The sequence below is a fragment of the Streptomyces sp. 5-10 genome (assembly GCF_014712245.1).
GTDB lineage: Bacteria > Actinomycetota > Actinomycetes > Streptomycetales > Streptomycetaceae > Streptomyces > Streptomyces violaceusniger.
In genome coordinates this window covers 142678-168381 of the sequence record NZ_JACVYG010000016.1, presented here as the reverse complement: position 1 = coordinate 168381, position 25704 = coordinate 142678, and the positions used below count along the sequence as shown (strand labels likewise).

At 73.4% G+C, this 25704-nt stretch carries 19 protein-coding genes; 5 read left to right on the top strand and 14 right to left on the bottom strand.

Annotated elements, in window-relative coordinates:
- The first annotated feature begins 38 nt into the window (after positions 1–38).
- Positions 39–473 carry an ATP-binding protein gene (locus IEJ02_RS20150; protein WP_191066143.1) on the top strand — a complete coding sequence of 145 codons (435 nt, stop codon included), beginning with the start codon at positions 39–41 and terminating at the stop codon, positions 471–473.
- Between the two features lie 38 nt (positions 474–511).
- Here IEJ02_RS20150 and argF read toward each other — a convergent pair whose 3' ends face one another.
- From argF to IEJ02_RS20120, 6 genes are all read right to left on the bottom strand, one after another.
- Positions 512–1516: an ornithine carbamoyltransferase gene (argF, locus tag IEJ02_RS20145; protein ID WP_137979905.1), complete on the bottom strand. Its 1005-nt coding sequence runs from the start codon at positions 1514–1516 to the stop codon at positions 512–514.
- 235 nt (positions 1517–1751) lie between these two features.
- The gene (locus IEJ02_RS20140; protein WP_191066142.1) at positions 1752–2981 is read right to left on the bottom strand and encodes an arginine deiminase; all 1230 of its coding nucleotides are present in this window, start codon (positions 2979–2981) and stop codon (positions 1752–1754) included.
- Positions 2982–3910: 929 nt separating this feature from the next.
- Positions 3911–4705: a hypothetical protein gene (locus IEJ02_RS20135; RefSeq protein ID WP_191066141.1), complete on the bottom strand. Its 795-nt coding sequence runs from the start codon at positions 4703–4705 to the stop codon at positions 3911–3913.
- A gap of 14 nt (positions 4706–4719) precedes the next feature.
- Positions 4720–6795, bottom strand: a complete 2076-nt coding sequence (locus IEJ02_RS20130) for a hypothetical protein (RefSeq protein ID WP_191066140.1) — start codon at positions 6793–6795, stop codon at positions 4720–4722.
- 315 nt (positions 6796–7110) lie between these two features.
- A complete protein-coding gene (locus IEJ02_RS20125) occupies positions 7111–7830 on the bottom strand; it encodes a Crp/Fnr family transcriptional regulator (RefSeq protein WP_191066139.1) in 720 nt (239 codons plus the stop codon).
- Between the two features lie 86 nt (positions 7831–7916).
- Positions 7917–9503, bottom strand: coding sequence for an MFS transporter (locus IEJ02_RS20120; protein WP_191066138.1), 1587 nt, complete (start codon positions 9501–9503; stop codon positions 7917–7919).
- Positions 9504–9557: 54 nt separating this feature from the next.
- Here IEJ02_RS20120 and IEJ02_RS20115 point away from each other — a divergent pair, with 54 nt between their 5' ends.
- Together IEJ02_RS20115 and IEJ02_RS20110 are read left to right on the top strand one after the other, a co-directional pair.
- A complete protein-coding gene (locus IEJ02_RS20115; RefSeq protein ID WP_223864104.1) occupies positions 9558–10565 on the top strand; it encodes a GlxA family transcriptional regulator in 1008 nt (335 codons plus the stop codon).
- A gap of 431 nt (positions 10566–10996) precedes the next feature.
- A complete protein-coding gene (locus tag IEJ02_RS20110) occupies positions 10997–12127 on the top strand; it encodes an IS30 family transposase (RefSeq protein ID WP_370467084.1) in 1131 nt (376 codons plus the stop codon).
- Between the two features lie 61 nt (positions 12128–12188).
- On the opposite strand, the gene IEJ02_RS20105 is transcribed toward IEJ02_RS20110, so the two are convergent.
- The 7 genes from IEJ02_RS20105 to IEJ02_RS20075 form a co-directional block, all read right to left on the bottom strand.
- Positions 12189–14807: a polynucleotide kinase-phosphatase gene (locus IEJ02_RS20105; RefSeq protein WP_191066137.1), complete on the bottom strand. Its 2619-nt coding sequence runs from the start codon at positions 14805–14807 to the stop codon at positions 12189–12191.
- Positions 14804–16384, bottom strand: coding sequence for a 3' terminal RNA ribose 2'-O-methyltransferase Hen1 (locus tag IEJ02_RS20100; protein WP_191066136.1), 1581 nt, complete (start codon positions 16382–16384; stop codon positions 14804–14806). The genes IEJ02_RS20105 and IEJ02_RS20100 overlap by 4 nt, the downstream gene beginning before the upstream one ends.
- A 33-nt stretch (positions 16385–16417) precedes the next feature.
- On the bottom strand, positions 16418–17389 hold the full coding sequence (gene mmuM, locus IEJ02_RS20095) for a homocysteine S-methyltransferase (protein WP_191066135.1): 972 nt from the start codon (positions 17387–17389) through the stop codon (positions 16418–16420).
- A gap of 23 nt (positions 17390–17412) precedes the next feature.
- Complete coding sequence (locus IEJ02_RS20090) at positions 17413–18336, bottom strand: LLM class F420-dependent oxidoreductase (protein ID WP_191066134.1); 924 nt, start codon at positions 18334–18336, stop codon at positions 17413–17415.
- An 18-nt stretch (positions 18337–18354) separates the two neighbouring features.
- Complete coding sequence (locus IEJ02_RS20085; protein WP_079259275.1) at positions 18355–18840, bottom strand: DUF6099 family protein; 486 nt, start codon at positions 18838–18840, stop codon at positions 18355–18357.
- Between the two features lie 377 nt (positions 18841–19217).
- Positions 19218–19580, bottom strand: a complete 363-nt coding sequence (locus tag IEJ02_RS20080) for a nucleotide pyrophosphohydrolase (RefSeq protein WP_191066133.1) — start codon at positions 19578–19580, stop codon at positions 19218–19220.
- Positions 19564–20721, bottom strand: a complete 1158-nt coding sequence (locus tag IEJ02_RS20075; protein ID WP_191066132.1) for an AAA family ATPase — start codon at positions 20719–20721, stop codon at positions 19564–19566. The genes IEJ02_RS20080 and IEJ02_RS20075 overlap by 17 nt, the downstream gene beginning before the upstream one ends.
- A gap of 146 nt (positions 20722–20867) precedes the next feature.
- Between IEJ02_RS20075 and IEJ02_RS20070 the strand changes: the two genes are divergently transcribed.
- Both IEJ02_RS20070 and IEJ02_RS20065 read left to right on the top strand, forming a co-directional pair.
- Positions 20868–21392, top strand: a complete 525-nt coding sequence (locus IEJ02_RS20070; RefSeq protein WP_191066131.1) for a hypothetical protein — start codon at positions 20868–20870, stop codon at positions 21390–21392.
- Between the two features lie 440 nt (positions 21393–21832).
- Positions 21833–23998, top strand: coding sequence for an MMPL family transporter (locus tag IEJ02_RS20065; protein WP_191066130.1), 2166 nt, complete (start codon positions 21833–21835; stop codon positions 23996–23998).
- Positions 23999–24225: 227 nt separating this feature from the next.
- Here the strand turns inward: IEJ02_RS20065 and IEJ02_RS20060 are convergent, their stop codons facing one another.
- Positions 24226–25569, bottom strand: coding sequence for a class I SAM-dependent RNA methyltransferase (locus tag IEJ02_RS20060; RefSeq protein ID WP_191066129.1), 1344 nt, complete (start codon positions 25567–25569; stop codon positions 24226–24228).
- Positions 25570–25704: the final 135 nt, after the last annotated feature.

Below are 25704 nucleotides of genomic sequence, written 5' to 3'. Positions count from 1 at the left end.
CGGTACTCCGCTTCACGCCGACCGACTGGACGCCTTCCGTGCCCGATCCCTCCCACGCCGCCACCTGGCGCTTCGCCCTGCCGCACACGGCGGCCGCCGTACCGCTGGCGCGTGCGCTGATCCGGAACACCCTGGCCGACATCGGGGCGCCCGTGGACGGCGACACGGCGGAGCTGCTGACGGCCGAGCTGGTGGCCAACGCGGTGCGGCACACGACCGGCGACGAGCCGATAGAGCTGGTGGTGGAGCTGGTGCCGACCGGGGGCTGGCAGGTCGAGGTGCACGACCAGGACCCGAATCCGCCCGGCGGGCTGGACTCGCTGGGGCGTCCCGAGGGGCCCAAAAGACCCGACGGCCTCGCCGAGGGCGGACGCGGTCTGCTGCTGATCCGGACCCTCAGCGCGGACGCGGGCTACCGGCCGACCCCCTACGGCAAGGCCGTCTGGTTCGTCCTCCCGCCGACGGAGGGCTGAGGGCCGCCCACCGACGGCCGAGGGCCGCCCGTCGAGCGCTACCGGGCGCCGAGCGTCGCGACCAGCACCGCCTTGATCGTGTGCATCCGGTTCTCCGCCTCGTCGAAGACGACGGAGTGCTCGGACTCGAAGACCTCGTCGGTGACCTCCAGCTCGGTCAGCCCGTGCCGCTCGTGGATCTCCCGGCCGACGTCGGTGCCCAGGTCGTGGAAGGCCGGCAGGCAGTGCAGGAACTTCACGGCGTCGTTGCCCGTGGCGCGCAGCACATCCATCGTCACCGCGTACGGCCCGAGCAGCGCTATCCGCTCGTCCCAGACCTCCTTGGGCTCGCCCATGGACACCCACACATCGGTGGCGACGAAGTCCGCGCCGCGCACGCCCTCCTCGACGTTCTCGGTGAGCGAGATGCGGGCGCCGGAGGCGGTGGCGAGCTGCCGGGCCAGCTCCACGATGGTGTTGTCGGGCCACAGCAGGCTGGGGGCGACGATGCGGACGTCCATGCCCAGCAGGGCGCCGGTGACGAGGTAGGAGTTGCCCATGTTGTACCGGGCATCGCCGAGGTACGCGTAGGCGACCCGCTCCAGCGGCTTGTCGCTGTGCTCGGTCATGGTCAGCACGTCGGCGAGCATCTGGGTGGGGTGCCACTCGTCGGTGAGGCCGTTGTACACGGGCACCCCGGCGTGGGCGGCGAGCTCCTCGACGACGCCCTGGCCATGGCCCCGGTACTCGATCGCGTCGTACATCCGGCCGAGCACCCGCGCGGTGTCCCGCACCGACTCCTTGTGACCGATCTGGGAGCCGACCGGATCGAGGTAGGTCGTCGAGGCGCCCTGGTCGGCGGCCGCGACCTCGAAGGCGCAGCGGGTGCGGGTGGAGGTCTTCTCGAAGATCAGGGCGATGTTCCGGCCCCGCAGCCGCCGCTCCTCGGCCCCCGCGCGCTTGGCCGCCTTCAGCTCGGCGGCCAGTTCGATCAGGCGGCGGAACTCGTCGGCGGTGAAGTCCAGCTCCTTGAGGAAGTGGCGGCCGGTGAGGTCAATCGCCATAAGGGGGGCTCCTAGGTCACGGCGAACACGTGGCGGATCTGCGGCTACGGCGGGGGTGCCGCGGCCCGGAACCATGGAAGCATATACGATGCTCTGCATATATGCGGAGACGGGTGGGTGAATCCTGGCCTGACGGCTCGAGCGCGAATACTGGCCTTACGGCTTCAGGGCGACTACTGGCCTTACGGCTTCAGGGCGACTACTGGCCCTGCGGTTCGAGGGCGAAACTTCGGCCCTACGGCTCCACCGGGTCCCGCTCGACCGGACAGCTCATGCACCGCGGCCCACCCCGGCCCCGGCCCAACTCGCTGCCCGGGATGTCGATGACCTCGATCCCGCACTTGCGCAGATGGGTGTTGGTCGTCGCGTTCCGCTCGTAGGCGACCACCACGCCCGGCTCGACCGCGAGCACATTGCAGCCGTCGTCCCACTGCTCGCGCTCGGCCGCGTGAACGTCCTGGGTGGCGGTGAGCACGCGGATGGAGTCCAGGCCGAGGGCCGCGGCTATCGCGCGGTGCATATGCTCCGGCGGATGGTCGGTGACCTTGAGGTCCTGGCTGCCCGCGCCCGGCTCGATGGTGTACGAGCGGAGCATCCCCAGCCCCGCGTACTGGGTGAAGGTGTCCCCGTCCACCATGGTCATCACGGTGTCCAGGTGCATGAAGGCCCGCCCCTTGGGCATGTCGAGCGCCACGATCGTCCGGGCCGAACCGGCCTCGAAGAGCCGGTGGGCGATCATCTCCACCGCCTGCGGGGTGGTCCGCTCGCTCATCCCGATCAGCACCGCGCCCTTGCCGAGCACCAGCACATCGCCGCCCTCGATGGTGGACGGGTACGCGGCCTGGCCCTCCGACCAGACGTGGAAGTCCTCCTTCGCGAAGAGCGGGTGATGGCGGTAGACGGCCTCGTAGTGCACCGTCTCGTGCCAGCGGGCGGGCCAGCGCATCGCGTTGATCGACACCCCGTCGTACACCCACGCGGAGGCGTCCCGGGTGAAGAGGTGGTTCGGCAGCGGATTGACCAGGAAGTCATCGGGTTCCATGGCGTGGAAGCGGACGGAGACCGGCTCCGGGTACCGCTCCAGATACTCCCGCTTGGTCATGCCGCCGATCAGCGCCTCGGTCAGCTCCGGAGCGGTCAGCTCGTCGAAGGCGGCGCGCAGGTGGTCGGTGGCCAGCGGCCCGTACTCCTTCTCGTCGAAGACCCGGTCCAGCACCAGCGCCCGCGCGTCCGGCAGGCTCAGGCTCTCGGTGAGCAGGTCCCCGAAGAGATGCACCGCGACCCCGCGGTCCCGCAGCACGTCGGCGAAGCCGTCGTGCTCCTGGCGGGCGCGGCGCACCCACAGGACGTCGTCGAAGAGCAGGGCGTCCTTGTTGGTGGGGGTGAGCCGCTTGAGCTCCAGGTCGGGGCGGTGCAGTATGACGCGGCGCAGCCGCCCGGCCTCGGAGTCGACATGGAATCCCATGCCCCCATCTTCGCCGCTCGCGGCCTCTTGTGAACGCTCCACGACACGGATCTCTCGGTCTCTCGCGCCGGTCGCCTTCGGCGGGGTGGGGAAACGCGCGCGCCGTAGGGCGGCGCCACCTCGGCCCGCCACGGGCGGAGAGCGGGCGCCGACCGGTCCCCGTTGGTTCCGCCGCGGGGCGGAAGAGCCGCCAGGCGCCCGGTGGGCAGGGAAGCGGAAGCGGCCGCCCGGCGGAGGCAGGGTCCGTGTCGGCCCCGGCCGGGGAGAACGCGCGCCGTATGGGAGGCGCCACCGCGTCCGCCACGGGCGGTTAGCTGGCGCCGGTCGGTCCCCATCGGTTCCGCCACGGGCCCGGATAGCCGCCACGCCGCACGGCGGGAAAGCCGCCAGGGGCCCGGTGGGCGGGAAGCGGGAAAGGGGCCCAACGGCCTCCCCGGCCGGGACGGGGTCCGTGTCGGCCCCGGCGAGGGCGCGCGCCGTTTGGCGCCGGTCCGTCCCCGTTGGTTCCGCCGCGCGGCGGAAGGGCCGCCACGCCGCGGGGCGGGAGAGCCGCCAGTGGTCCGGTGAGCCGGGCGGCGAGGATGCGCGCGCCGCGCGGAGGCGCCACGCGGGCGGTCCGCGGGCGGGAAGCAAGCGTCCGGTCGACCACCATCGTTCCGCCGCGACGCGGGAGGCCGCCAGCAGCCCGGTGCGCCGGGTGGCGGGAATACGCGCGCCACGCGGGAAGCGCCGTCGCGGCCCACCGGCCGGCCCCGGGCGGGGGCGGGGCCCGTATCAGCCCCAGCAGGGGCGGAGCTCGTGTCAGCCCTGGCGGGGGCTCGAGTCGGTCCCGGCGGGGGTCCGGGTCGGTCCCGGCGGGGGCCCGGGTCGGTCCCGGCGGGGGCCCGGGTCGGTCCCGGCGGGTCGGGGGCCGGGTCCGGGTCGGGCGGCTAGCGTGCCGCGATTACCACGATCAGCACCAGCGCCACCGCGATGAACCCCAGCAGCGCGGAGACCCACAGCTGGCCGGGCTTCAGGTCGATACGGCTGCCGTCCTCGGCGCTCCCGCGCCGTCGGCGGCGCCGTGTCGCGCGCCGGGCGGCGTCGGCCGCCGCCTGCTGGTGCTCCCGGCACTCCTCGGCCACGCCGCCGAACAGCGCCTTCCAGCCCTTCTCGCCGAACCCCGTGCTCTGCCGGGTGCCGACGATCCGGCGCACCACCTCGCGGCCCGCGCCGTCCCCGGCCGTCCACAGGCCGGGCAGGACGCACGCCATCAGCTCCGGCACCGCGCCGCGCCGCGCGTACGGGCGGACCAGCCCCTCGTACAGCATCAGCGCGTTGCGCACCCGCAGCCTGCGGTCGGGGTCCGGGGCCGGTCCGCCCGCGCCGCCCGGGGCGTGGTGCGGCGGGTCGAGGTAGAGCTGGGCGAGCAGCACCTTCTCGCAGATCGCGTCCGCCAGCTCCGGTCCGCGCTCGGGCGCGCGGCGCACCAGCTCGACCACGACGCGGGTGGCCCGCTCGGCGGGCAGCCCCTCGTCGAGGGCGCTCAGCAGCAGGCCGTCGTCGGCCTCCCGCAGCGCCGCGGACAGGGCGTCCCCGCCGTGGCGCAGCGCCTCGCGCAGCATCCGCGCCCCGGTGACCGAGATCCGGCGCGCCCCCGCGCGCGCCGGCCGCTCCTGGGCGTGGTCGTGTGTGGTGTCCCGTGTGGTCTCCGTACCCGTCGGGTCCTCTGTCTCTTTCACCATCGACGTCTCTCTCCTCACAGCGCCTCCAGCACCTCCCGTATCCGCGTGGCCGCCCCGGCGTCGAGCGGCTCGTCGCCGTCCTGTGCCAGCCGGGGCAGGAAGTCGCACAACACGGCCAGCTGCCGCTCGTCCCCCACCGCCCGCCGGATCCAGCCGACCAGCGCGTCCTCGGCCGCACCGGCGGATCTGGCCCAGGTCAGCGCGGCCCGCAGCAGTTCGGCCAGCCGTGGCCCGCACCCCGGATGGGCCGCGAGCAGCGCCGTGGCCAGCGGCCAGGCGGCGTACGGCTCCAGCTCCGGCACCTCGCCCAGCCCCCACAGATGGGAGGTGCGGGTGGTGACCGCGCGCAACGTCGCGAGCAGCGCCAGGTCCCGGCGGGCCCGCCGGGTGTCGCGCAGCCAGTGGGTGAGCGCGGCCAGCACGGTCTCCGGCTCGGCCCCGGCCAGCAGCCGCACCACGCTGTGGGAGGTGGTGCGGCCGTCGTCGGCGCGGGCGAGCCGGCCGAGTTCCTCCAGGGACGCCGCGACCGAGCCCGCGGCGAGGCCGTAGCCGTGGGCGAGCGCGGCGGTCTCGCGCTCCCGTTCGTCGTCGCCGCGCGCCCAGTCGTGCAGCAGCCCGTTCACGGCGGGGCGCACCTCCGGGGCGCGGGACGCCTCGGCGAGCGCGGTGGCCGCGGCCATCCGCTGCACCGGGCTGTCGGTGCGGCCCAGCGGCAGCGCCAGCTCGACCAGGCCGTAGAGGTAGTCGCGGGCGCACAGCACGCCCGCGGCGACCGCCGCGCGCACCCACACCTGGGGGCGCGGGTCGTCGCACAGCGCGCGCAGCCAACGGGCCATCGGGCCGCGGAGGTTGTGGTGGGCGTCCCAGGACTCGTGGAGCACGGCGGGCGCCAGCCGCCGCCCCTCGAACCACACCGCGCGCACGGGCACCGAGGCGTCCCCGAGGTCCTCCACCCCCTCGCCGTGGACCGCGCGCGCCGTGGCGAGGCAGGCCCCGGGGCGGGCGGAGAACAGCGGGCGGCCGGGCGCGTACTGCGGATCGAGCGTGACGGCCAGTTCCCAGGCCAGCAGCTCGGCGGCCTCCGCCACGAGGCTGTGCGCCGAGCCGTCGAAGACGGCGAGCGCGATCCGCAGCGCGGCGGCGCGCAGCGCGGGCAGGGCGGCGGGCAGGGTGCCGGGGTGCCCGGCCTCCAGGAACCACTCCCGGGCCTGGTGCGGGGCGAACGACCGGCAGTGCTCCAGCAGCCGCTCGTCGGACAGCCGGCCCTCGGCGTGCGCGGCCAGATGCCCGGCCAGCCGGGCGGCCTCGCCGGGCCGTGGCTCGTCCAGGCCGAGCGCCTCGGCCAGCTCGGGGCGCCGGGCGGTGGCCCGGGCCGTCTCCAGCAGTCCGGCGGGGCGGTCGGCGAGCAGCTCGGTGAGGTGGCGGTCGAGGACGTCGGCGGCGGCCGGGGACCGGTACGCCACGGCGTGGCGGCGGCCGCGCAGCAGCCGGTCGGCGGCCGGGCCGCCCGCGACCAGCACCACGCAGAACGCCTCGTGCTCGGCGAAGTGGGCGCGCAGCCGCTCCAGCAGGGGCTCGGCCGTCACGTCGGCCTGGTCGGCGGGGAGTTCGAGGAGATAGCCGTGGCCGCGCTCGGTCTTCTCCACGCCGGACGCCCCGTCCGGACCGGCGTATCCGAGCCGGGAGACCCCGCCGCCGGTCAGCTCGGCCAGCTCGGCGAGGAGGGCGAGCCCGGTCCAGGCGCGGCCGGTGCCGGGTTCGCCGCACAGCGCCAGCAGGTGGGTGCGGCGCAGCTGGTCGCGCATCGCGGCATGCCCGGGGACGGCCCGGTGGAGCCGGCGCAGCCGGGCCAACTCCTCGCGCGGCACCGGGCCTTCGGGCAGGGGGTACGGCGCCGGATCGTCGTACGGCCGGGCGGGGCCGCAGCAGACGATGTGCAGATGGGCGCGCGCCTCGCGCGCCGTACGGGCGCCGCCCGGCTGGCCCGCCCCGTCCAGCGGGCCGCCCTGGGGGATGTCCAGCCGTCGTCCCCGCGAGGGTGCCGGGGCGCTCACGCCTTCGGGTGCGCTTGTCTCTTCCGGTGCGCTCATCGCCCGCCTACCTTCATGCCGTGGCCCCCGTCTCATGCCGTGGCCCCCGTCTCGCTATGTGGTGGTGACGGGGTGCCGGTGAATGCCGGAAGCGGGCGGCGGGGCTCGTCCCCCGGCCCACCCCGCCGCCCTTCTCCGGTGCGGGGCGCTCGGGCCCTGTCCGGCAGACCCGCACCGGACAGCGGCCGGGCCGTGCGCACCCCCGTCGCCCACGGTCCCGCGCCCTGTGCCAACTCCAGGGTCGCCGGGGAACGGCGGGACGGCTGTAGCCGTTTACACAGTCGCGTCGAAACGCGGGGGAGTGCGCGCCCGCGCTCAATCGCGGGGGCGCGCCGGGATCTGCTCCCCCGTCGCGCGGCCCTCGGCCAGCAGCCGCAGCAGTCCGATGTCCATCACCTCGAAGCGGCGCGATGCGGTCCGGACCACGCCCTGGCCGCGCAGCAGCCGCAGCGCCTTGGCGACCGCCTCCCGGGTCGAGCCCACCGCGGCCGCGATGTCGTGCTGGGGCATCTGGAGATCGATGGTGATGGTGCCGTCGGCGCCGGGGTGGCCGGTGCGCTCGGCGAGTTCCACGAGCCGGGCCGCCAGCCGCTGGAGCACCTTCTCGGAGGCGAGTGACCGCCGCTCCCCGTCGGAGCTGCGCAGCCGGGAGCTGAACTGACGCATGATCAGTACGGTCGCGACGGGACGCGCGGCCAGATACGCCCGGAACCGGTCGCCGGAGACCACCACCGCCTCCATCCGGCCGAGCGCGGTGACGGTGGCGCTGCGCGAGCCGTGGTCCACGGCGGCCTGGTCGCCCACGACCTCGCCCGCCCCGCGCAGCGCGAGGATCAGCCGCACCCCGCGCTCGGTCTCCACCGAGACGGTGGCCCAGCCGGAGGTGATGGCCACGACGAAGGTCGTACGGTCGTGCTCGCGCAGTACGACCTCACCGGGGGCGTAGTCGCGGGGGGTGCCGAGGGCGAGCAGCGCGCGGCGGTCGTCGGCGGGGAGCGCGTGCAGGAAGGGACGTCCGTCCTCGAAGAGACTCATCCGCCCTCCCCGCTCAGCTCGTCGTCGTCATTGCCTGCGGAGAACCCAGGGACCGCTCAGCACGCTAGGCAGGTGGCACGGGCACGTCAATGGTGCCGTATCGGGTCCGTGCCGGATCCACGGTTCTCGCCGGTGGCGGCAGGAATCTCCGCCGGATCGGTGCGAACGCGCGTGCGCAGGGCGGCGCCCGCGACGGCCGCGAGCGCGGCCGTCACCGCCGTGAAGACCCACCCGGCGCGCAGCGCGTCAAGACCCGGCCGTGCCGCGCCGCCGGTGATCACGACCAACGCCGCGACGCCCAGGGCCGAGCCGCCCTGCCGGGACATCATCAGCACCCCCGAGCCCAGGGAGAGCTGACGGGCCGGAAGCAGTCCGGCGGCCGCGAACATCACCGGCTGGTAGAGCCCCGCGCCCAGCCCGGTGAGCACCAGGCCGGGCATGAACTCCACCGCGTAGTGCCCGCCGTCGCCGCCCGCGAGGAGCAGCCACCACATCGGCCCCGCGGCGAAGCACACCCCGCCCACGATCGCCGTGGTCCGCTCCCCCAGCGCCCGTACGATCCGCCCCGACAGCATCGACACCACCAGGACGGTGAGCGGCCAGGGCGTGACGGCGAGGCCCGCCCCGGCCGGGGACCAGCCCCACACCCCGGTGAACAGCCACGTCGCGGCGAGGAGCGCGGAGGCGTAGGCGAGGAAGTAACTGAGCAGACCGAGCGCGGCGGAGGTGAAGGCGCGGGTCCGGAACAGCGCCGGGTCCACCACCGGATCCGGGTGGCGGCGTACGTGCGCCACGGCCAGCGCGCCCAGGACCAGGCCGGCGGCGAGGAAGCCGAGGGTGGCCGGGGCGCCGTAGCCCCAGTCGGCGGCCTCGACACAGGCGGTGGTGACGGACCCGGTGCCGAGGAGGACCAGCAGCGTGCCCAGCGGATCGAGGCGGCGGCGGTCACCGCGGACGGGCCCGGTGCGCGGCAGCAGCCGCAGCCCGGCCAGCCAGGCCACCAGCACCACGGGCGGGTTGATGAGGAAGATCCAGCGCCAGTCGGAGGCGGCCAGCAGACCGCCCGCCACCGGCCCCGAGCTCGCCGCGACCGCGCTCACCGCCGTCCAGACGCCGACGGCCGTGGCCCGTTCGCGCGGCGGGAAGGCGGGCAGGGCGAGCGAGAGGGAGGTGGGCACCAGAACGGCCGCCGCCACGCCCTGCACGACGCGCGCCGCGATCAGCGTGCCGAGCCCGGGGGCGGCGCCGCAGGCGAGGGAGGCGAGCCCGAACAGCGCGATGCCGGTCAGGAACGAGCGTCGCCCGCCGATCGCGTCGGCCAGCCGCCCGGCCGGGACGAGCAGCGCCGCGAGCACGATGGTGTATGCGTTGAGCACCCAGGACAGCTCGGCGGTGGACGCCGAGCGGAAGTCCGCGCCGATCGCGGGGAAGGCGACATTGACCGCGATCATGTCGAGCACGGCGAGGAACTGGGCCGCCGACGCGACGGCGAGGACCAGCCAGCGGCGGCGGCCGGGGGCCGCGTCGGGCGCGGCAGCCGCGTCGGGCGCGGCGGGCGTATCGGCCGCGTCGGCCGCGTCGGAGGTGGGTGTGCCAGGGGCCGGATCGAGGGCGGGGGCCGCGTCGGGGGCGGGCACACCGCTCCCCTGGGCCTTCGGGGAAGGGGTCGTCATGCCCCTCCAGCATCGTCCCCGGGGCACGGCACAACGAGTGGCAGGAGTGACAGCATGCGCTACATTTCTGCCATGCGGTCCATAGCCCTCGCCGTCACCCCGGGCATGCCGATCTTCGATCTGGCGGTGCCCTGCCATGTCTTCGGCTCCGATCGCCCCGGCCTCCCCGACCCCTGGTACGAGCTGCGGGTCTGTGCGATCGGGCCGGGTGGCGAGGGGGCCGGTGCACCGGTCGCCGCCCGCTCGTGGTTCGCCGCCCACACCCCGTACGGCACCGAGGAGCTGATCACGGCGGACACGGTGATCGTCCCGGCCTCGGCCGATGTGCGCGGCGATCCGCCCCAGGAGCTGATCGACGCGCTGCGCGAGGCCCATCGGCGCGGCGCCCGCATCGTGTCGCTGTGCTCGGGCGCGTTCACCCTCGCCGCGACCGGACTGCTCGACGGCCGTACGGCGGCCACCCACTGGATGTACGCGGCGCTGTTCGCCGAGCGCTATCCGGCCGTACGGCTCGATCCGTCCGTGCTCTACGTCGACCACGGCGATGTGCTGACCGGGGCGGGGTCCACGGCCTGCATCGACGTCTGTCTGCATCTGGTGCGCGAGGACTACGGCACCGAGGCGGCGAACGCCCTGGCCCGGCAGCTCGTCGCGCCCGCCCACCGGCCGGGCGGCCAGGCCCAGTACATCGAGGCGCCGCTGCCGGAGCGCACCGACGACTCGCTCGCCCCGCTGCTGCACTGGGCCGCCGAGCGGCTGCACGAGCCGCTGACCGTGACCGACCTCGCCCGCCGCGCCCACACCAGCCCGCGCACGCTGGTCCGCCGTTTCCACGCCGCCACGGGCACGACACCGCTGCGCTGGCTCCAGGGCCAGCGGATCGCGCGCGCCCGGGAGCTGCTGGAGGGCGGCGATCTGCCGGTGGACCGGATCGCGGAGCTGTGCGGCCTTGGCACGGCGGCCAACCTGCGCCGCCACTTCACCCGGGCGGTCGGGGTGCCCCCACACGACTACCGCCGCGCCTTCCGCGCCCGGGAGGCGCGGGTCCCCTCGGCCGTCTGACGCGGGGCGCGCCGGGGCCCGGGGCCTGGGGCGCCAGGCCCTACNCGCCTTCCGCGCCCGGGAGGCGCGGGTCCCCTCGGCCGTCTGACGCGGGGCGCGCCGGGGCCCGGGGCCTGGGGCGCCAGGCCCTACGGGTGTCCGACGGTACGCGTACGCCTGCGGCGGGCTGTTCCCCTCCCCGCCCCTTCCCGGCAGTATCGATATGCGGCTCCGCCGCGTGGGGGGCTCCGCCCCAGACCCCGGGTCCAGGGGCGAAGCCCTTGGTATCGGGAAGGGGCGGGGAGGGGAGCCTTGGGTTCTAGGAGTCGTTGCAACACCCCAGTTCAGGGGATGCAATGGACTTCGAGATCCGTAAGGACCGGACGAAGCCTCAGGGGCGGAAGAAGCTCACCCGGGAGCGGGAGGCATACTCCCGGCTCATGCAGCAGGGCGTGAGCAACCGGGAAGCGTGCCGGATCGTCGGGATCGACGAGCGGACCGGCCAGAAATGGCGCAACGGGCGTCACGCATACGGGAACCGGAAGGCGCTGCCACCGATAGACGTGGTGGCAGCGCCTTCCGGGCCGTCCCGGTACCTGCGCGAGACGGACCGCATCCACATCGCCGACCGGCTCCGGGAGAAGGCCACGATCCGTGTGATCGCTGCTGAACTGGGCCGCAGTCCGTCCACGGTCAGCCGGGAAGTCCGCCGCAACCGCACCATGGGCACGCGCGGCCAGTGGCACTACCGGCCGCACGCCGCCCAGGCCCGAGCCGATGCCCGCCGCCCCCGCCCCAAGCCCCGCAAGATCAGCCAGACCCCCGAGCTGCGTGATGAGGTCCAGGGGATGCTGGAGGAGAAGTGGAGCCCGGAACAGATATGCCACGCTCTGCGGGCAAGGTTTCCCGACCGGCCGGAGATGCACGTGGTCCACGAGACCGTCTACCAGGCCCTCTATGTCCAGGGCAGGGGCCAATTGCGGCGCGAGCTGGCCGGCGCCCTGCGCTGCGGACGCGCCCGCCGCAGGCCCCAGCGGCAGGCCAACCGCCGTCGGCCACGCTTCACCACACCCATGGTGATGATCAGCGAACGCCCCGCCGAGGCCGCGGACCGGGCCGTCCCCGGCCACTGGGAGGGCGACCTGATCATCGGCAAGGACGGGAAGTCCGCGATCGGCACCCTGGTCGAACGCGCCACCCGCTACGTGATGCTCCTGCACCTGCCCGGCGATCACAGCGCCGAAGCCGTCCTGGGAGCCCTGACCGCCACCGTCCAGACGCTGCCCGCCCAGCTGATGCGGTCCCTGACCTGGGACCAGGGCAGCGAGATGGCCCGCCACGGCGAGTTCACGCTCACCACGGACATCCCGGTCTACTTCTGCGATCCCGCCAGCCCCTGGCAACGCGGCTCGAACGAAAACACCAACGGCCTGCTGCGGCAGTACTTTCCCAAGGGCACCGACCTGTCCCACCACAGCTCCGAACACCTCATCGCCGTCGCCGACCAGCTCAACCGCCGCCCACGCAAAACGCTCGGCTGGGAAACCCCAGCCCAGCGCCTGCATAAACTGCTCACGGCCTAGACAACCGACCACGTGTTGCAACGACCGCTAGAAACCGCCAAAGATTCCTGAACCGTCGCCGCTACAGCCGTGGGTCCACCGGCTCCGACTCCAGCGCGAGCACCGCGAAGACCGCCTCGTGAACGCGCCACAGGGGTTCGCCCTCCGCCAGTCGGTCGAGCGCCTCCAGACCGAGCGCGTACTCGCGCAGGGCGAGTGAGCGCTTGTGGCCCAGGTGTCGCTCGCGCAGCCGGGAAAGGTTCTCCGGGCGGGTGTACTCCGGGCCGTAGATGATGCGCAGATACTCGCGGCCGCGGCACTTCACGCCCGGCTGGACCAGCCTGCCGTCGCCCTTGCGGACGAAGCCCTGGAGCGGCTTGACCACCATGCCCTCGCCGCCCGCGGCCGTCAGGTCCAGCCACCACCGCACCCCCTCGGCGACCGACGCCTCGTCCTCGGTGTCGACGACCAGCCGGCGGGTGGGGGCCAGCAGCCGGGCGCCGTCGGCAGCCGGCTTCTCCGCCTCGACCATCCGGTCGATCAGGGCGAGCTGCTGATCGTGCGGAAGCGCGGTGGCGAGGTTGCGGCCCTGGACGGCCAGGATCTGGAACGGTGCCATCCGGATACCGTCCAGCCCGTCGACCGGCCAGCAGTAGCGCCGGTAGGCATCGGTGAACGCGGCCGCGTCCGAGGCCCGTTCACGCTGCTTGCCGAGCAGCGCGGACACCTCGACGCCGCGTGCCTCCGCGCCCTCCAGCGCCGCGAGGACCCCGGGGAAGACGGCGCGCGAGGCGGCGCCCACCGCCGCGTACTGGTGGCGCAGCAGCCCCTCGGCCTTGAGCGACCACGGCATCAACTCGGCGTCCAGCAGCAGCCAGTCGGTGTCCAGCTCCCGCCACAGCCCGGCGCGGTCGAGGCAGCTGCTCAGCCCGCGCAGCACCGTCTCCGTGAGCCGGGCGTCGTCGAAGAACGGCCGTCCGGTACGGGTGTGGATGGCGCCGCAGACGCCGTCCGGCGCGCCGAAGCGCTCCCGCGCGATGTCCGCGTCACGGCACACCAGCGCCACCGCGCGCGAGCCCATGTGCTTCTCCTCGCAGATCACCTGGCGCACCCCGTCCGCGCGGTAGGCGGCGAACGCCTCCGCCGGGTGCTCGAGGAAGCCGCCGTCGGCGGCTCCGCCGCCGGTCCCCTCCTTGGAGGTGGCGGTCGGCGCCATGGTGGGTGGCAGATAGCCGAGCAGCCGGGGGTCGACCGCGAACCGGCTCATGACCTCCAGCGCCGCCGCCGCGTTCTCCTCCTTGACCGCGATCCGGCCCATGTGGCGGGTCTCGACGATCCGGCGGCCGCGTACGTCGGCCAGGTCCAGCGGACGCCCGTCGGTGCCTCCGGGGGCCTCGGTGGTGAGCGGTTTGACCGGCTCGTACCAGACCCGCTCGGCCGGGACGTCCACCAGCTCGCGCTCCGGCCAGCGCAGCGCGGTCATCCGGCCGCCGAAGACACAGCCGGTGTCCAGGCAGATGGTGTTGTTGAGCCAGGAGGCGCGGGGGGTGGGGGTGTGGCCGTAGACGACGGCGGCACGGCCGCGGTAGTCCTCGGCCCACGGATAGCGCACGGGCAGGCCGAACTCATCGGTCTCCCCGGTCGTCTCCCCGTACAGCGCGTGCGAGCGGACCCGGCCGGAGGTACGGCCGTGGTACTTCTCGGGCAGCCCGGCGTGGCACACCACCAGCGCCCCGCCGTCCAGTACGTAGTGGCTGACCAGCGAGTCGATGAAGTCCCGCACCCGGTCGACGAAGGCCGGGTCCGCGGTGTGCTCGCGGTCCAGCTGCTCCACGGTCTCGGCGAGGCCATGGGTGACCCGGACCTTGCGGCCCCTGAGATAGCGGCCGAGCTTGTTCTCGTGGTTGCCGGGCACGCACAGGGCCGCGCCGGAGGCGACCATGCCCATCACCAGGCGCAGCACCCCGGGGGTGTCGGGGCCACGGTCGACGAGGTCGCCGACGAAGACCGCCGTACGGCCCTCGGGGTGGGCGGCGTCGACCGGGCGGCCGAGGTCGTCGCGGCGCAGGGCGTAGCCCAGCTTGCCGAGCAGGGTCTCCAACTCGGAGCGGCAGCCGTGGATGTCGCCGATGATGTCGAACGGGCCGGTGAGATGGCGCAGATCGTTGTAGCGGCGCTCGGTGGCGACCTCCGCGGCATCGACCTCCTCGACACCGCGCAGCACGTGCACCTTGCGGAACCCCTCCCGCTCCAGGGACTTCAGCGAGCGGCGCAGCTCACGGCGCTGGCGGGGGATGACATGGCCGGGCATTCCGGCGCGGTCGGGGCGCTGGGCGTTGCGCCGGGCGCACTCGCCCTCGGGGACGTCGAGGACGATGGCCACGGGCAGGACGTCATGCTCGCGCGCGAGCCGGATCAGGCTGCGGCGGGACTCGCTGCGGACGTTGGTGGCGTCGACGACGGTCAGCCGTCCGGCGGCAAGCCGCTTGCCCGCGATGTAGTGGAGCAGGTCGAAGGCGTCGGGGGTGGCGCTCTGGTCGTTCTCGTCGTCGGCGACCAGCCCGCGGCAGACGTCGGAGGAGACGACCTGGGTGGGCAGGAAGTGGCGCCGGGCGAAGGTGGACTTGCCGGAGCCGGTGGTGCCGACGAGCACCACGAGGGACAGGTCGGGCACGCCGATGGTGCGCTTCTCCTCGGTCATGCTGCGGCCTCCTTCGTCGTGGTCGCGGTGGTCGCGGTGGTCGTCGTGGTCTCGGTGGTCGTGTCGGTCGTGTCGGCCGTGTGGTCGCCGCCGATGCGGAAGAGCGCCAGCTGGGTGGGCGGGCCGACCTCGGGGTCCTCGGGGCCGACGGGGCGGAACTCCACCGCGTACCCGTGCCGTTCGGCGACCTTCCCCGCCCAGGCCCGGAACTCCTCGCGCGTCCACTCGAAGCGGTGGTCGCCGTGGCGCATCCGCCCGGCGGGCAAGGTCTCCCAGCGCACGTTGTACTCCACGTTGGGCGTGGTCACCACGACGGCCTGGGGCCGGGCGGCGCCGAACACCACATGCTCCAGGGCGGGCAGCCGGGGCGGATCCACATGCTCGATCACCTCGCTGAGCACCGCCGCGTCATATCCGGCGAGCCGGGAGTCGGTGTAGGTGAGCGCGCCCTGGGTCAGCTTCAGCCGGGCCGACTGCCGCTCGGCCGCGCCCGTGTCGAAGCCGGGGCGGTCCAGCCGCAGCCTCCGCGCCGCCTCGTTGAGCGCGCGCATCGACACATCGACGCCCACGATCTCGGTGAACCGCGCATCCTTCAGCAGCGCGCCCAGCAACTGCCCCTGACCGCAGCCCAGATCGAGCACCCGGGCCGCCCCGACCCCGCGCAGGGCGTCGAGTATCGCCTCCCGCCGCCGGACCGCCAGGGGCACCGGCCGCTGCTCGGAACCCTCCTCGCTCTCGTCCTCCTCCATCAGCTCGGCCGCCGCCGGTTCGCCGACGGCGTTGTCGATCTCCTCCGCCGCGGTGTCGTCGGCCTCGGCGAGCCGCGCCAGCTCCAGCCGCTCCAGCGCGCTGCGCGTCAGCGACCAGCGCCGGGCCAGATAGCGGTTGGTGATCAACCGCTGCTCGGGGTGGCTCTCCAGCCAGCCCTCTCCGGAGCGCAACAGCTTGTCGACCTCGTCCGGGGCGACCCAGTAGTGCTTGGCGTCGTCGAGCACGGGCAGCAGCACATACAGATGGCGCAGGGCGTCGGCCAGCCGCAGCTCGCCCTCCAGCACCAGCCGTACGTACCGCGAGTCACCCCATGCCGGGAACTCCTCGTCCAGCGCCACCGGCTCGGCCGTCACCGCCCAGCCCAGCGGCGCGAAGAGCCGCTCGACCAGGGCGGCGCCTCCGCGCGCGGGCAGCGCGGGCACCTCGATCCGCAGGGGCAGCGCCCGCTCCGGCAGCTCGGGCCGGGCCTTGCACTGGCCCCGCAGCGCGCTGGAGAAGACGGCGCTCAGCGCGACCGCCAGCAGGGAGGAGGCGGCGTACGGGCGGTCGTTGACGTAACTCGCGAGCGCGGAGTCGGGGGCGCCGCCCCGGCCCTTGCCGCGGCCCCGCCGCACCAGCGCCACGGGGTCCACTTCCAACAGCAGTGCCGCGGTGCAGCGTTCGGCGGTCGCCTCGGGGTAGAGGACGTGCGCGGTGCCGTAGGAGGTCGAGAACCGCTGCGCCTTGTCGGGATGCTTGTGCAGCAGAAACCCGAGGTCGGTCGCGGGGCGCTCGGCGGTGCCGGTGGTAGTTATCGTCAAGAACACCCGTCCGAGTATCGCCCGGCGGTCCTCCCTCACCTAATGGTTTCTCACCACGGCCGCCAGCTCCGCGATCCGCTCCGGGCCCACCCGGCAGCAGCCGCCGATGAGCCGTGCCCCCGCATCCCGCCATGCCTTCACCCGCCCCGGGTCGAAGGTCGCCCGGCCGCGCCAGCTCCGTGCCGTGGCATCCCACTCCTCTCCGCTGTTCGGATAGACCACCACCGGCTTGCCGGTGATGTCGGCCGCCATCTCCACGGCCCGGTCGGCGTCGTCCGGCTCACAGCAGTTGACGCCGACGGCGATCACCTGGTCGACCCCCGCGGCCAGGGCGAACGCCTCCCTCAGCGGCTGCCCGGCCCGGGTGGTCTCCCCCGCGATGCTGTAGGAGAGCCATACCGGCACCCCGCATCCCTCGACGGCGCTCAGCAGCGCCGCGGCCTCATCCGCGTCCGGCACCGTCTCCAGCGCCAGCGCGTCGGGGCCGGCCGCGGCCAGGGCCTCGATCCTCGGCCGGTGGAAGCGCGCCAGCTCGGCCACGCTCAGCCCGTACCGCCCGCGGTACTCGCTGCCGTCCGCCAGCATCGCCCCGTACGGGCCGACGGAGGCGGCGACCCACACCGGCTCCGCGCCCGGCTCGCCCGCGCCCCACTCGCCCACGGCCCGCTCGCCCTCAGCCGTCCGCTCGGCGGCCGCCCGCTCGGCCCCCGCGCGCGCCAGCTCGACGCTGCGCCGCAGCAGCGCCGTGGCCTCCTCGTGGCCCACGCCCCGGTGGGCGAACCCCTCGTAGGTGGCCTGATAGCTGCCGGTGATGAGCACCCGGGCGCCCGCCCGGGCGTAGGCGGTGTGGGCCGCCTCGAGCTGCCCCGGGTCGTCGGCCAGCAGCCGGGCCGACCACAGCTCGTCGGAGAGATCGCAGCCCTGTGCCTCCAGCTGGTTGGAAAGACCGCCGTCGAGGACGAGCGGTCCGCGCTCCAGCGCGGCGGCCAGGGAGGTGGAGATTACGGACATCACGGGTGCTCCTGGTGGTGCGCTCAGCCCAGCTGGGCCTGGACCTGCGAGGAAATCAGCTCCAGGTGGTCGAGGTCGTTCAGGTCCAGCATCTGGAGGTAGAGCCGGGAGGCGCCCGCCTCCGCATAGCGGCCGATCTTCTCGACCACCTCGGCCGGGGAGCCCGCCAGACCGTTCTCCTTCAGCTCCTCGACCTCCCGGCCGATCGCCGCGGCCCGCCGGGCGACCTCGGCGTCGTCCTTGCCCACGCACACCACGAGCGCGTTGGAGTACACCAGGTCGTCGCCCTTGCGGCCGACGGCCTCGGCCGCCTCCCGCACCCGGCCGAACTGGCGCTCGCTGTCCTCGGGCGAGGCGAACGGCATATTGAACTCGTCCGCGTACCGCGCGGCCAGCCGCGGGGTGCGGGTGGCCCCCTGGCCGCCGATCAGCACCGGCACCTTGCTCTGCGCGGGCTTGGGCAGCCCCGGGGAGTCCACCAGCTGGTAGTGGGCACCGTCATGGCCGAAGGTCTCGCCGACCGGGGTCTGCCACAGCCCTGTGACGATGGCCAGCTGCTCCTCCAGCCGGGCGAACTTCTCCTTGGGGAAGGGGATCCCATAGGCCCGGTGCTCCTCCTCGAACCAGCCCGCGCCCAGGCCCAGCTCGACTCGCCCACCCGACATCTGGTCGACCTGCGCGACCTGGATCGCCAGCACACCGGGCAGCCGGAAGGTGGCGGCGGTCATCAGGGTGCCCAGCCGGATCCGCCGGGTCTCGCGGGCCAGCCCGGCCAGGGTGATCCAGGCGTCGGTGGGGCCGGGGAGGCCATCCACGTCTCCCATGTGGAGGTAGTGGTCGGACCGGAAGAAGGCGTCGAATCCGAGGTCCTCGGTGGCCTTGGCGACGGTGAGCAGCGTGTCGTAGGTCGCCCCCTGCTGGGGCTCGGTGAAGATGCGAAGATCCATGACCCCCATCCTGCCTCCTCACGCGGCACCACCCCACTCCCCACCCCACTCGCGGAAGGTGAGGTGCCTGAGCATGCCGTGCACCCGGTCCCGGGCCTCGTCCGCCGCGTCGATCGCCTCCACGCACTGCCAGTACAGCGCCTCCTCCTCGGTATTGGAGGCGACCCCGACCAGCGCGAAGCCCGCCTCCGCCAACAGCTCCCCCAGCGCCAGCAGCACACCCCTCGGGTCGCGCACCTCCGAGAGCTGGGCGGCCCGTAAACCGCCGCCGCGCAGCGTGGGGTGGTGCAGCGCTGGGCGGAACAGGGCGCCGCGCGCCCGCCCGCCCGCCTCGCACAGACCGCGCGCCTCCGCTCGCGCGGCCGCCGGGCCGCTCACCACGAAATATCCGCCGACCGCTTCGGCCAGCGCTTGAACCTGCCAGGCTTCGGCCACGATGTCGTGCACGCTCCCGGCCTTCGCCAGGGCGTGCCGGGTGACACCGATCAGCCGCATCGCGTCCATTCCCCGCACCCCTCTCAACGGACTTTCGAGCCCGTCACTCCTCCACTACCCAGAGTGATGACTAACAGGCCGAAAAGCTAGGGGAATTCAGGAATCTGTTGACAACAGTTGCGATGTGGATAACTTCTTCACTACGGAGAGTGACGAATCAAGGGGTCGGGGCCCGGCGAGACACCGGAGATCACGGTTCACCGCCACGGCCCCCGTTCACCGCCATAGCCCCCTGTTCACCGCGAGATCACCCATTCACCGCCAAAGCCCCCGTTCGCGATCAGCCCCCGTTCGCGATCAGCCCTCGTTCGCGGTCAACCCGCGTTCGCGGTCAACCCCGTCAGCGCCGCGCCCCGCACCCGTACGCGCCCCGCCCCCGTACGCCGTCACCGCGCCCCGTTCACCGGAAACCGCACCTCGTTCCGGTCGATCTTCGCCGAGAGCGCCGCGAGCGCGTCGATCCCCAGCACCTCGCAGAACTGGAGCAGATACGCCAGCACATCCGCGACCTCGTCCTCGACCCGGGCCGCCTTCCCCTCGTCCTCCATCACCCGCACCGACTGCTCAGGCGTCAGCCACTGGAAGATCTCCACCAGCTCCGACGCCTCGACGCTCAGCGCCGCCGCGAGGTTCTTGGGGGTGTGGTACCGCTGCCAGTCGCGCGCCGCCGCGAAGGCGGCCAGTCTGCGCTGAAGGGCCGCCACATCCAGGCCGTCGGTTCGTCGCTCGCTCTCATGGGACTCGCTCACGCCCCAGGTTTACCACCGTGACGGGGGCGTCCCCGACCGCCCCCGTCACGTCCCCCACCGTCCCCACGAGCCGGATGTGCCCCCGTGCGCACATCCGGGCCGCCACCCCCAGGAGTTCCCGCGCCTGCCGCCGGTCCAGACACCGGTCGAAACCGTCGGCCAGCACGGTCAGCACCTGCCGCGCGGGGAGCACATCGGCCGCCGGGTCCACGGCCAGCACACCGGGCCCGGTCAGCAGCACCAGCGCCAGCGCGAGATACCGCAGCTCGCCGTCCCCGAGGCGCTCCACGGGCATCGCGCCGAGCTCCCCCTGCTCGACCAGGGCCCGCACCACCCCGTCCGAGCGCCCCTCCGTGACCAGCCCCTCGACCGGCCCGGCGCACCCCGCCCGGACCGCCGCGACCAGCGCCGCGTGCCGCGTACCGCACTCCCGGCTGGTCCGCCGCAGCACCGCCGCCAGGTTCTCGCAGCCGCCGCGCAGCCGCCCGTCCCTCGGCGGCGCCGGCGCCCGCATCCGGTCCGGCCGCGGATCGCAGGGGAAGACCGAGCGCAGCGCGATGACCACCTGCTCGGCGGCGGCCAGCGCGAGCCGCTGCCCCTCCGTCGTGCCCGCGACCCGCAGCGGCAGCAGCGAGGTCGCCAGCCGGTCGTCGGGCAGCGGGGCGCGGGTCACCGCGACCGCGCCCGCCGTGTGCCAGGCGGCCTGGACACAGCGCCGCCCCGGGTCGCGCAGCGCCGTCTCCAGCAGGGTCTCCCCCGCCCCCGTCATCCGCTCGCCCACGATGCGCAGTTCGGGCTCGGCCTGTACGGCGACATCGAGCCGTACGGGCCCGACCGGGCCGTCCACGGTGCAGCCGATGCGGAAGCCGCGCCGCCCCTGCCGGTCCGGCCGCGCCCGGCGCGGGATGTACGCGGCCGGATCGCGGAACACCTCCGCGAGCCGGGCGCCGCCCGCGAGCCGCGCGAGCGCCGCGTACGCCTCCAGCACCCCGGACTTGCCGCTGCCGCTCGGACCGGAGATCAAGGTCAGCGGTCCCAGCCGAAACGCGGCACGGCGGTGGCTCTTGAAGGCCGACAGCCTCAACTCGGAGACGATGGGCCGAAGTTCGGTCCTGGCGGGCAGCAGCCCGGATGCGCTCATGCTCCGGAACATATCTGTGGCACATACCGCCGAACCGTTACTCCTTCCGTATCTTCCTACCATCGGGGGATAGCCGCCGTGGCCGATGATGACCAAGGGACGGCAGATGTTCAGCGCTCGAGGAGTTGAGGACGGTACGGGGGCCCATGGCTGACAGCACGTTCTGGATAGCGGCCCTCACCGGCGGCACCGCCGTCCTGGCCAGCTGGGTCACCAGTCGCGGCAACACCCGTGCCGCCCGGATCCAGGCGGACACCGCGGCGCTCGCCCAGCGCGCGGAGCGGCTGCGCGACAGCAGGCGCACCGCGTATCTCGACCTGATCGAACAGACCCACAGCATCGGCGAGTTGTACTGGGAGGTCGACGCCGTCCGGCGCACCGGCGACGCCGAGCGCCGCACCGCGCTCCTGGACGAGCTGGCCGAGCGCGAACGCGACGAGTACGGCAGGATGCGCCGCTGTGTACGCGTGGTCGAGCTGGAGGGCCCGGCCGCCGCGGCCACCGCGGCGAACGCGCTGCAGAAGGCCACCGGCCCGTTCCACCGCGCGCTGAGCGCGATGCGCTCCGGCGAGCCGGAGGCGGGGCAGCGCTTCCACGCCGCCTTCAGCCCGTTCTGGCAGGCCCTCACGGACTTCGTGGACGCCGCGAAGACGGCCCTCCAGGAGGTCTGACGCTGAGTGCCGGCAAGGCGTAGCAGGGCGTCCTGACAAGGTGTTCCGGGACGTCCCGGCAGGGCATGGCGGACCATCCTGACCAGGCGTTCCGGGGCGTCCTGACGAGGCGTATGGGTGGGTTGTCAGGAAGCGGACGGGTCGGGCGGGAACGCGCCCGCGAGAAGCCGCCGGACGCGTCAATTTTGTCAACTACATGTCAGTCCGGCCCACTTCACGACCCGCCCGCAGCGCGACCCCCGAAACTCGGACGGTGGCCGTCGGCCCGGGACTCGAGGGGCGCCATCAGCACGGATGCCGAGACGCGGACCGCCTCCCTAAACCCTTTGGCGGAGCCCCCCTCACCCCCCAGGCCGATTTCCACGGGGACACGTGGTGTCACCCCGAACGGATGTCCTAGCGTGCCCTCTTACTGGAACCTTAACTCCCTAAGGAGCGTCATGTTCGGGCGAATAGGACGGTTCTCCGTCAACCGTCCATGGCTGATCGTCGCGTTGTGGGTCATCGCGGCGATCGGCCTGGCCATCCTTGCCCCACCGCTGAAGTCCAGCACCGACCAAGCGGACTTCCTGCCGTCGCACTACGAATCGGTGCGGGTGACCAAGCTCCAGGAGCACGCGTTCCCGCAGCAGGAGAGCGCGGCCGCCATCCTGGTCTACCAGCGGTCCGACGGCGGAAAGCTCTCCGAGGCCGACAAGGCCGCCGTCATCAAGGCGACCAAGGGGTTCCAGGACAAGAAGTACAAGACCTTCAAGTCCGTGCTGACCACGCCCGAGGCCGTCTCCAAGGACGGCAGGATGGCGCTGGCCAACATCTATTCGACCAAGAAGGACGCCTACAACGAGGACACCCAGAAGTCGGTCAAGGATCTGCGCGCGGACCGCGACAAACTACTGAAGGGCACCTCGCTGAAGGTCGATGTGACCGGTCCGGCGGCCTCGGCGCTCGACTCCACCGAGTCCTCGGGTGACACCGACGCCATGATCATGATGGCCACCCTGGTCCTGATCATCGTGCTGCTCGGCGCCATCTTCCGCAGTCCGCTCATCGCACTGATGCCCGTGCTGATGATCCTGGTGATGTTCATCATGGCCCAGGGTCTGATCGCCACCGCCAGCGACCTGTTCGGACTCGAGGCCGACAGCAGCGTCTCCGCGATCCTCATCGTGGTGCTGTTCGGCGTCGGCACGGACTACATGCTGTTCCTGCTGTTCCGCTACCGCGAACACCTCCGCCAGGGCCAGGAGCCCAAGGAGGCCCTGATCAAGGCGGTCTCCCGGGTCGGCGAGACCATCGCGTCAGCGGCCGGCGCGGTCATCGTGGCGTTCCTCGCGCTGACGCTGTCGACGATGGGCAGCATGCGCGCCATGGGACCCTCGCTGGCGATCTCCGTCGCGGTGACCCTGGTGGCGGCGCTCACCCTGGTGCCCGCGGTGTTCTCGCTGCTGGGAACGAAGGCGTTCTGGCCGTCCAAGGCGTGGAAGCAGGCTCCCCGCAACCGGCTCGCGGGCGCCACCGGCTCCCTGGTCTCGCGCCGTCCCGGCCTGATCGCCACGGTGTCCGCCTGTGTGCTGGCGGCCCTCGCGGTGGGCGCGCTCGGCTTCAAGGCCGAGTTCGACACCGACAGCTCGCTGCCGAAGGACCTGGAGTCCGTCCAGGCCATGGCACAGCTGCAGAAGAGCTTCTCGGCCGGTGAGTCCGACCCGAGCCTGGTGTACGTCCAGTCCGAGGGCGGCGCCAAGCTGGACGCCGCGGCGCTGGCCGGGTTCCGGAAGAAGCTGGAGGGGGTCGAGGGCGTCGGCGAGGTCTCCCCCGCCGTGCCCAACCCCAAGGGTGACGTGGCCCAGTTCAGCGTCGTGCTGAAGTACCGGCCCGCCTCCGAGAAGGCCATCTCGCTGGTGGCCGGGGAGCTGCGGGACACCGCGCACGACTCCGCGCCCCAGGGCACCGAGGCCCTGGTGGGCGGGACGACCGCGGTGCTGGCCGACATCGAGGACGCGGTCAACCACGACTACCGGCTGGTGTTCCCGGTCGCGGGCGTGGCCATCATGCTGATCCTCGGCCTGCTGCTGCGCAGCGTGGTGGCGCCGCTGTACCTGATGCTCGCCGTGGGCCTCGGCTTCGCCGCGACCCTGGGCTCGACGGTCTGGCTGTTCCAGGACATCAGGGGTGAGAACGGCCTGCTCTTCATGCTGCCGATCGTGGTCTATCTGTTCGTGGTGGCGATCGGCACGGACTACAACATCCTGATGGTGGCCCGATTGCGGGAGGAGGTCGGGAAGGGCAAGTCCCCGGCCGAGGCGGCCCGGCTCGCGGTGGCCCAGTCGGCGCCGACGATCGGTTCGGCCGCCATCATCCTGGCGGGCACCTTCGGTGTGCTGATGCTGGCCAGCAACACCATGCTCCAGCAGATGGGCTTCGCCGTCGCCTTCGGCATCCTGCTCACCGCGTTCATCATGGCGCTGCTGCTGGTGCCGACGGTGACCGCGATGCTCGGCTCCAAGGCGTGGTGGCCCAACCACCGCTTCGACTCCCCCCACTCCTCCGGTGCCTCCGGCCCGGGGCGGGCCGAGGAGACCGACACCGCGGCGACCGTACGGGTGTGATCCGCGGCTCACACGGCCGCCGAAACGCCGCGGTGGCCCTCCGCGACATCGTCGCGGAGGGCCACCGGCGGGGGGCCCGGGCGGATCAGGGACCGACGGCCACCGAGTGCGAAGGGATCGCAACGCGCGGACGGAGAGGTGAGCTGGGCACACCCGCCCCGAAAACGGCGAGAGGGTCCGCAAGACAAAAGGACGTCACCGCTCGAACGGACCTTTAAAACCACGGGTCAGGAGCGCTTGGTCACCGGTTCGAGGATGGCGACGCACTCCACATGATGCGTCACCGGGAAGAGGTCGAAGGCGCGAATGCGGCGCGGGGCGTAGCCCTCCTGGCGGAAGTACTTGAGGTCGCGGGCGAGGGCCGCCGGGTCGCAGGCGACGTAGGCGATGCGGCGGGCGCCCAGGGCCGCGAGGCGGGTCACGGTCTCCTTGCCCGCGCCCGCGCGGGGCGGGTCCAGGACGATCAGGTCGGCCTCGGTGATTCCGGTGCGGGGCAGCACCTGCTCGACCTTGCCGTGCTCGATGCGGACGCGCTCCAGGTCCTGGAGGTTGTGCCGGGCGTCCTCGACCGCGCGCTTGCTCGACTCGATGCCCAGCACCGCGCCGCGCTCCCCCACCCGCTCGGCGATCGCGCCCGCGAAGAGGCCGACGCCGCAGTACAGATCCAGGGCCATCTCGCCCTTACGGGGCATCAGACCCTGCATCACGGCCTCGACGAGGACGTCCGCCGCCTTCGAGTGGACCTGCCAGAAGCCGCCCTCGCCGACCCGCCAGGTGCGGCCCGCCGCGCGCTCGCGGACGAAGGGGCGGCCGTGGACGCGGTGCACCAGACGGGTCCGCTCGCGGCCGCGGGACTCGCTGACCCGCAGCACCGAGACCGGCCGGTCCAGCTCCACGATCGGCAGCCGCCCGCCGGGGCGCGGGGTGAGGACCACCTGCCGGTCGGAGGAGCCGGTGGCGGCGATGGCCTCCACGGTGGCGATCTGGGGCCATTCGCGCTTCTCGACGCCGAGTTCGGTGACGCCGGGGGCGGCGATCAGGCAGTGGTCGATCGGCTCGACCTCGTGCGAGCGGTGGCGGCGCAGCCCGGGACGGCCCTGCTCGTCCACCGCGTAACTCACCCGGGTGCGCCAGGCGGGGACCTCGCCGCGGGCCACCTTGTCGCCGGGCGCGGGCTCGACCGTGCCGTCCCAGGCCGCCTCTTCGGGGGTGAGCCCGGCCAGCCGGGCCAGCTGCTCGGTGATCACGTCGGCCTTGAGCCTGCGCTGGGCGCCGGGGGCGGCGTGCTGCCAGTCGCAGCCGCCGCACTTGCCGGGGCCCGCGAACGGGCACGGCGCCTCGACCCGGTCCTTGGAGGCGTCCAGCACCCGCACCGCGTCGGCGCGCAGGAAGCGCGCGCCCTCCTCGCCCTCGGTCACCCGGGCGACGACCCGTTCGCCGGGCAGCGCGTGCCGGACGAACAGCACCTGGCCCTCGGCGGTCCGGGCGATGCAGTGGCCGCCGTGCGCCACCGGGCCGACCTCGACCTCGTACTCCTCGCCGACCAGCGATGCCTTGGGTTCACTTTGCATGGCGGGCTCAGGCTCCAGAAGGGGTGAGGGGGCGCGGTGGGACAACAGCCCACCAGTCTACGTCGCGCCGGGCCTCACCCGTCACGGCCGCCCCTCACCCCGTCACGGCCGGAGGACCGGGGGCAGCGGCCTGAA

Bases quoted from the DNA above. Each gene is read 5' to 3' on its own strand.
- IEJ02_RS20060 (WP_191066129.1), bottom strand. From the start codon at position 25,569: ATGCAAAGTGAACCCAAGGCATCGCTGGTCGGCGAGGAGTACGAGGTC.
- IEJ02_RS20115 (WP_223864104.1), top strand. From the start codon at position 9,558: ATGCGCTACATTTCTGCCATGCGGTCCATAGCCCTCGCCGTCACCCCG.
- IEJ02_RS20105 (WP_191066137.1), bottom strand. From the start codon at position 14,807: ATGACCGAGGAGAAGCGCACCATCGGCGTGCCCGACCTGTCCCTCGTG.
- IEJ02_RS20120 (WP_191066138.1), bottom strand. From the start codon at position 9,503: ATGACGACCCCTTCCCCGAAGGCCCAGGGGAGCGGTGTGCCCGCCCCC.
- IEJ02_RS20065 (WP_191066130.1), top strand. From the start codon at position 21,833: ATGTTCGGGCGAATAGGACGGTTCTCCGTCAACCGTCCATGGCTGATC.
- IEJ02_RS20130 (WP_191066140.1), bottom strand. From the start codon at position 6,795: ATGAGCGCACCGGAAGAGACAAGCGCACCCGAAGGCGTGAGCGCCCCG.
- argF (WP_137979905.1), bottom strand. From the start codon at position 1,516: ATGGCGATTGACCTCACCGGCCGCCACTTCCTCAAGGAGCTGGACTTC.
- mmuM (WP_191066135.1), bottom strand. From the start codon at position 17,389: ATGTCCGTAATCTCCACCTCCCTGGCCGCCGCGCTGGAGCGCGGACCG.
- IEJ02_RS20070 (WP_191066131.1), top strand. From the start codon at position 20,868: ATGGCTGACAGCACGTTCTGGATAGCGGCCCTCACCGGCGGCACCGCC.
- IEJ02_RS20075 (WP_191066132.1), bottom strand. From the start codon at position 20,721: ATGAGCGCATCCGGGCTGCTGCCCGCCAGGACCGAACTTCGGCCCATC.
- IEJ02_RS20085 (WP_079259275.1), bottom strand. From the start codon at position 18,840: ATGGACGCGATGCGGCTGATCGGTGTCACCCGGCACGCCCTGGCGAAG.
- IEJ02_RS20090 (WP_191066134.1), bottom strand. From the start codon at position 18,336: ATGGATCTTCGCATCTTCACCGAGCCCCAGCAGGGGGCGACCTACGAC.
- IEJ02_RS20140 (WP_191066142.1), bottom strand. From the start codon at position 2,981: ATGGGATTCCATGTCGACTCCGAGGCCGGGCGGCTGCGCCGCGTCATA.
- IEJ02_RS20135 (WP_191066141.1), bottom strand. From the start codon at position 4,705: ATGGTGAAAGAGACAGAGGACCCGACGGGTACGGAGACCACACGGGAC.
- IEJ02_RS20125 (WP_191066139.1), bottom strand. From the start codon at position 7,830: ATGAGTCTCTTCGAGGACGGACGTCCCTTCCTGCACGCGCTCCCCGCC.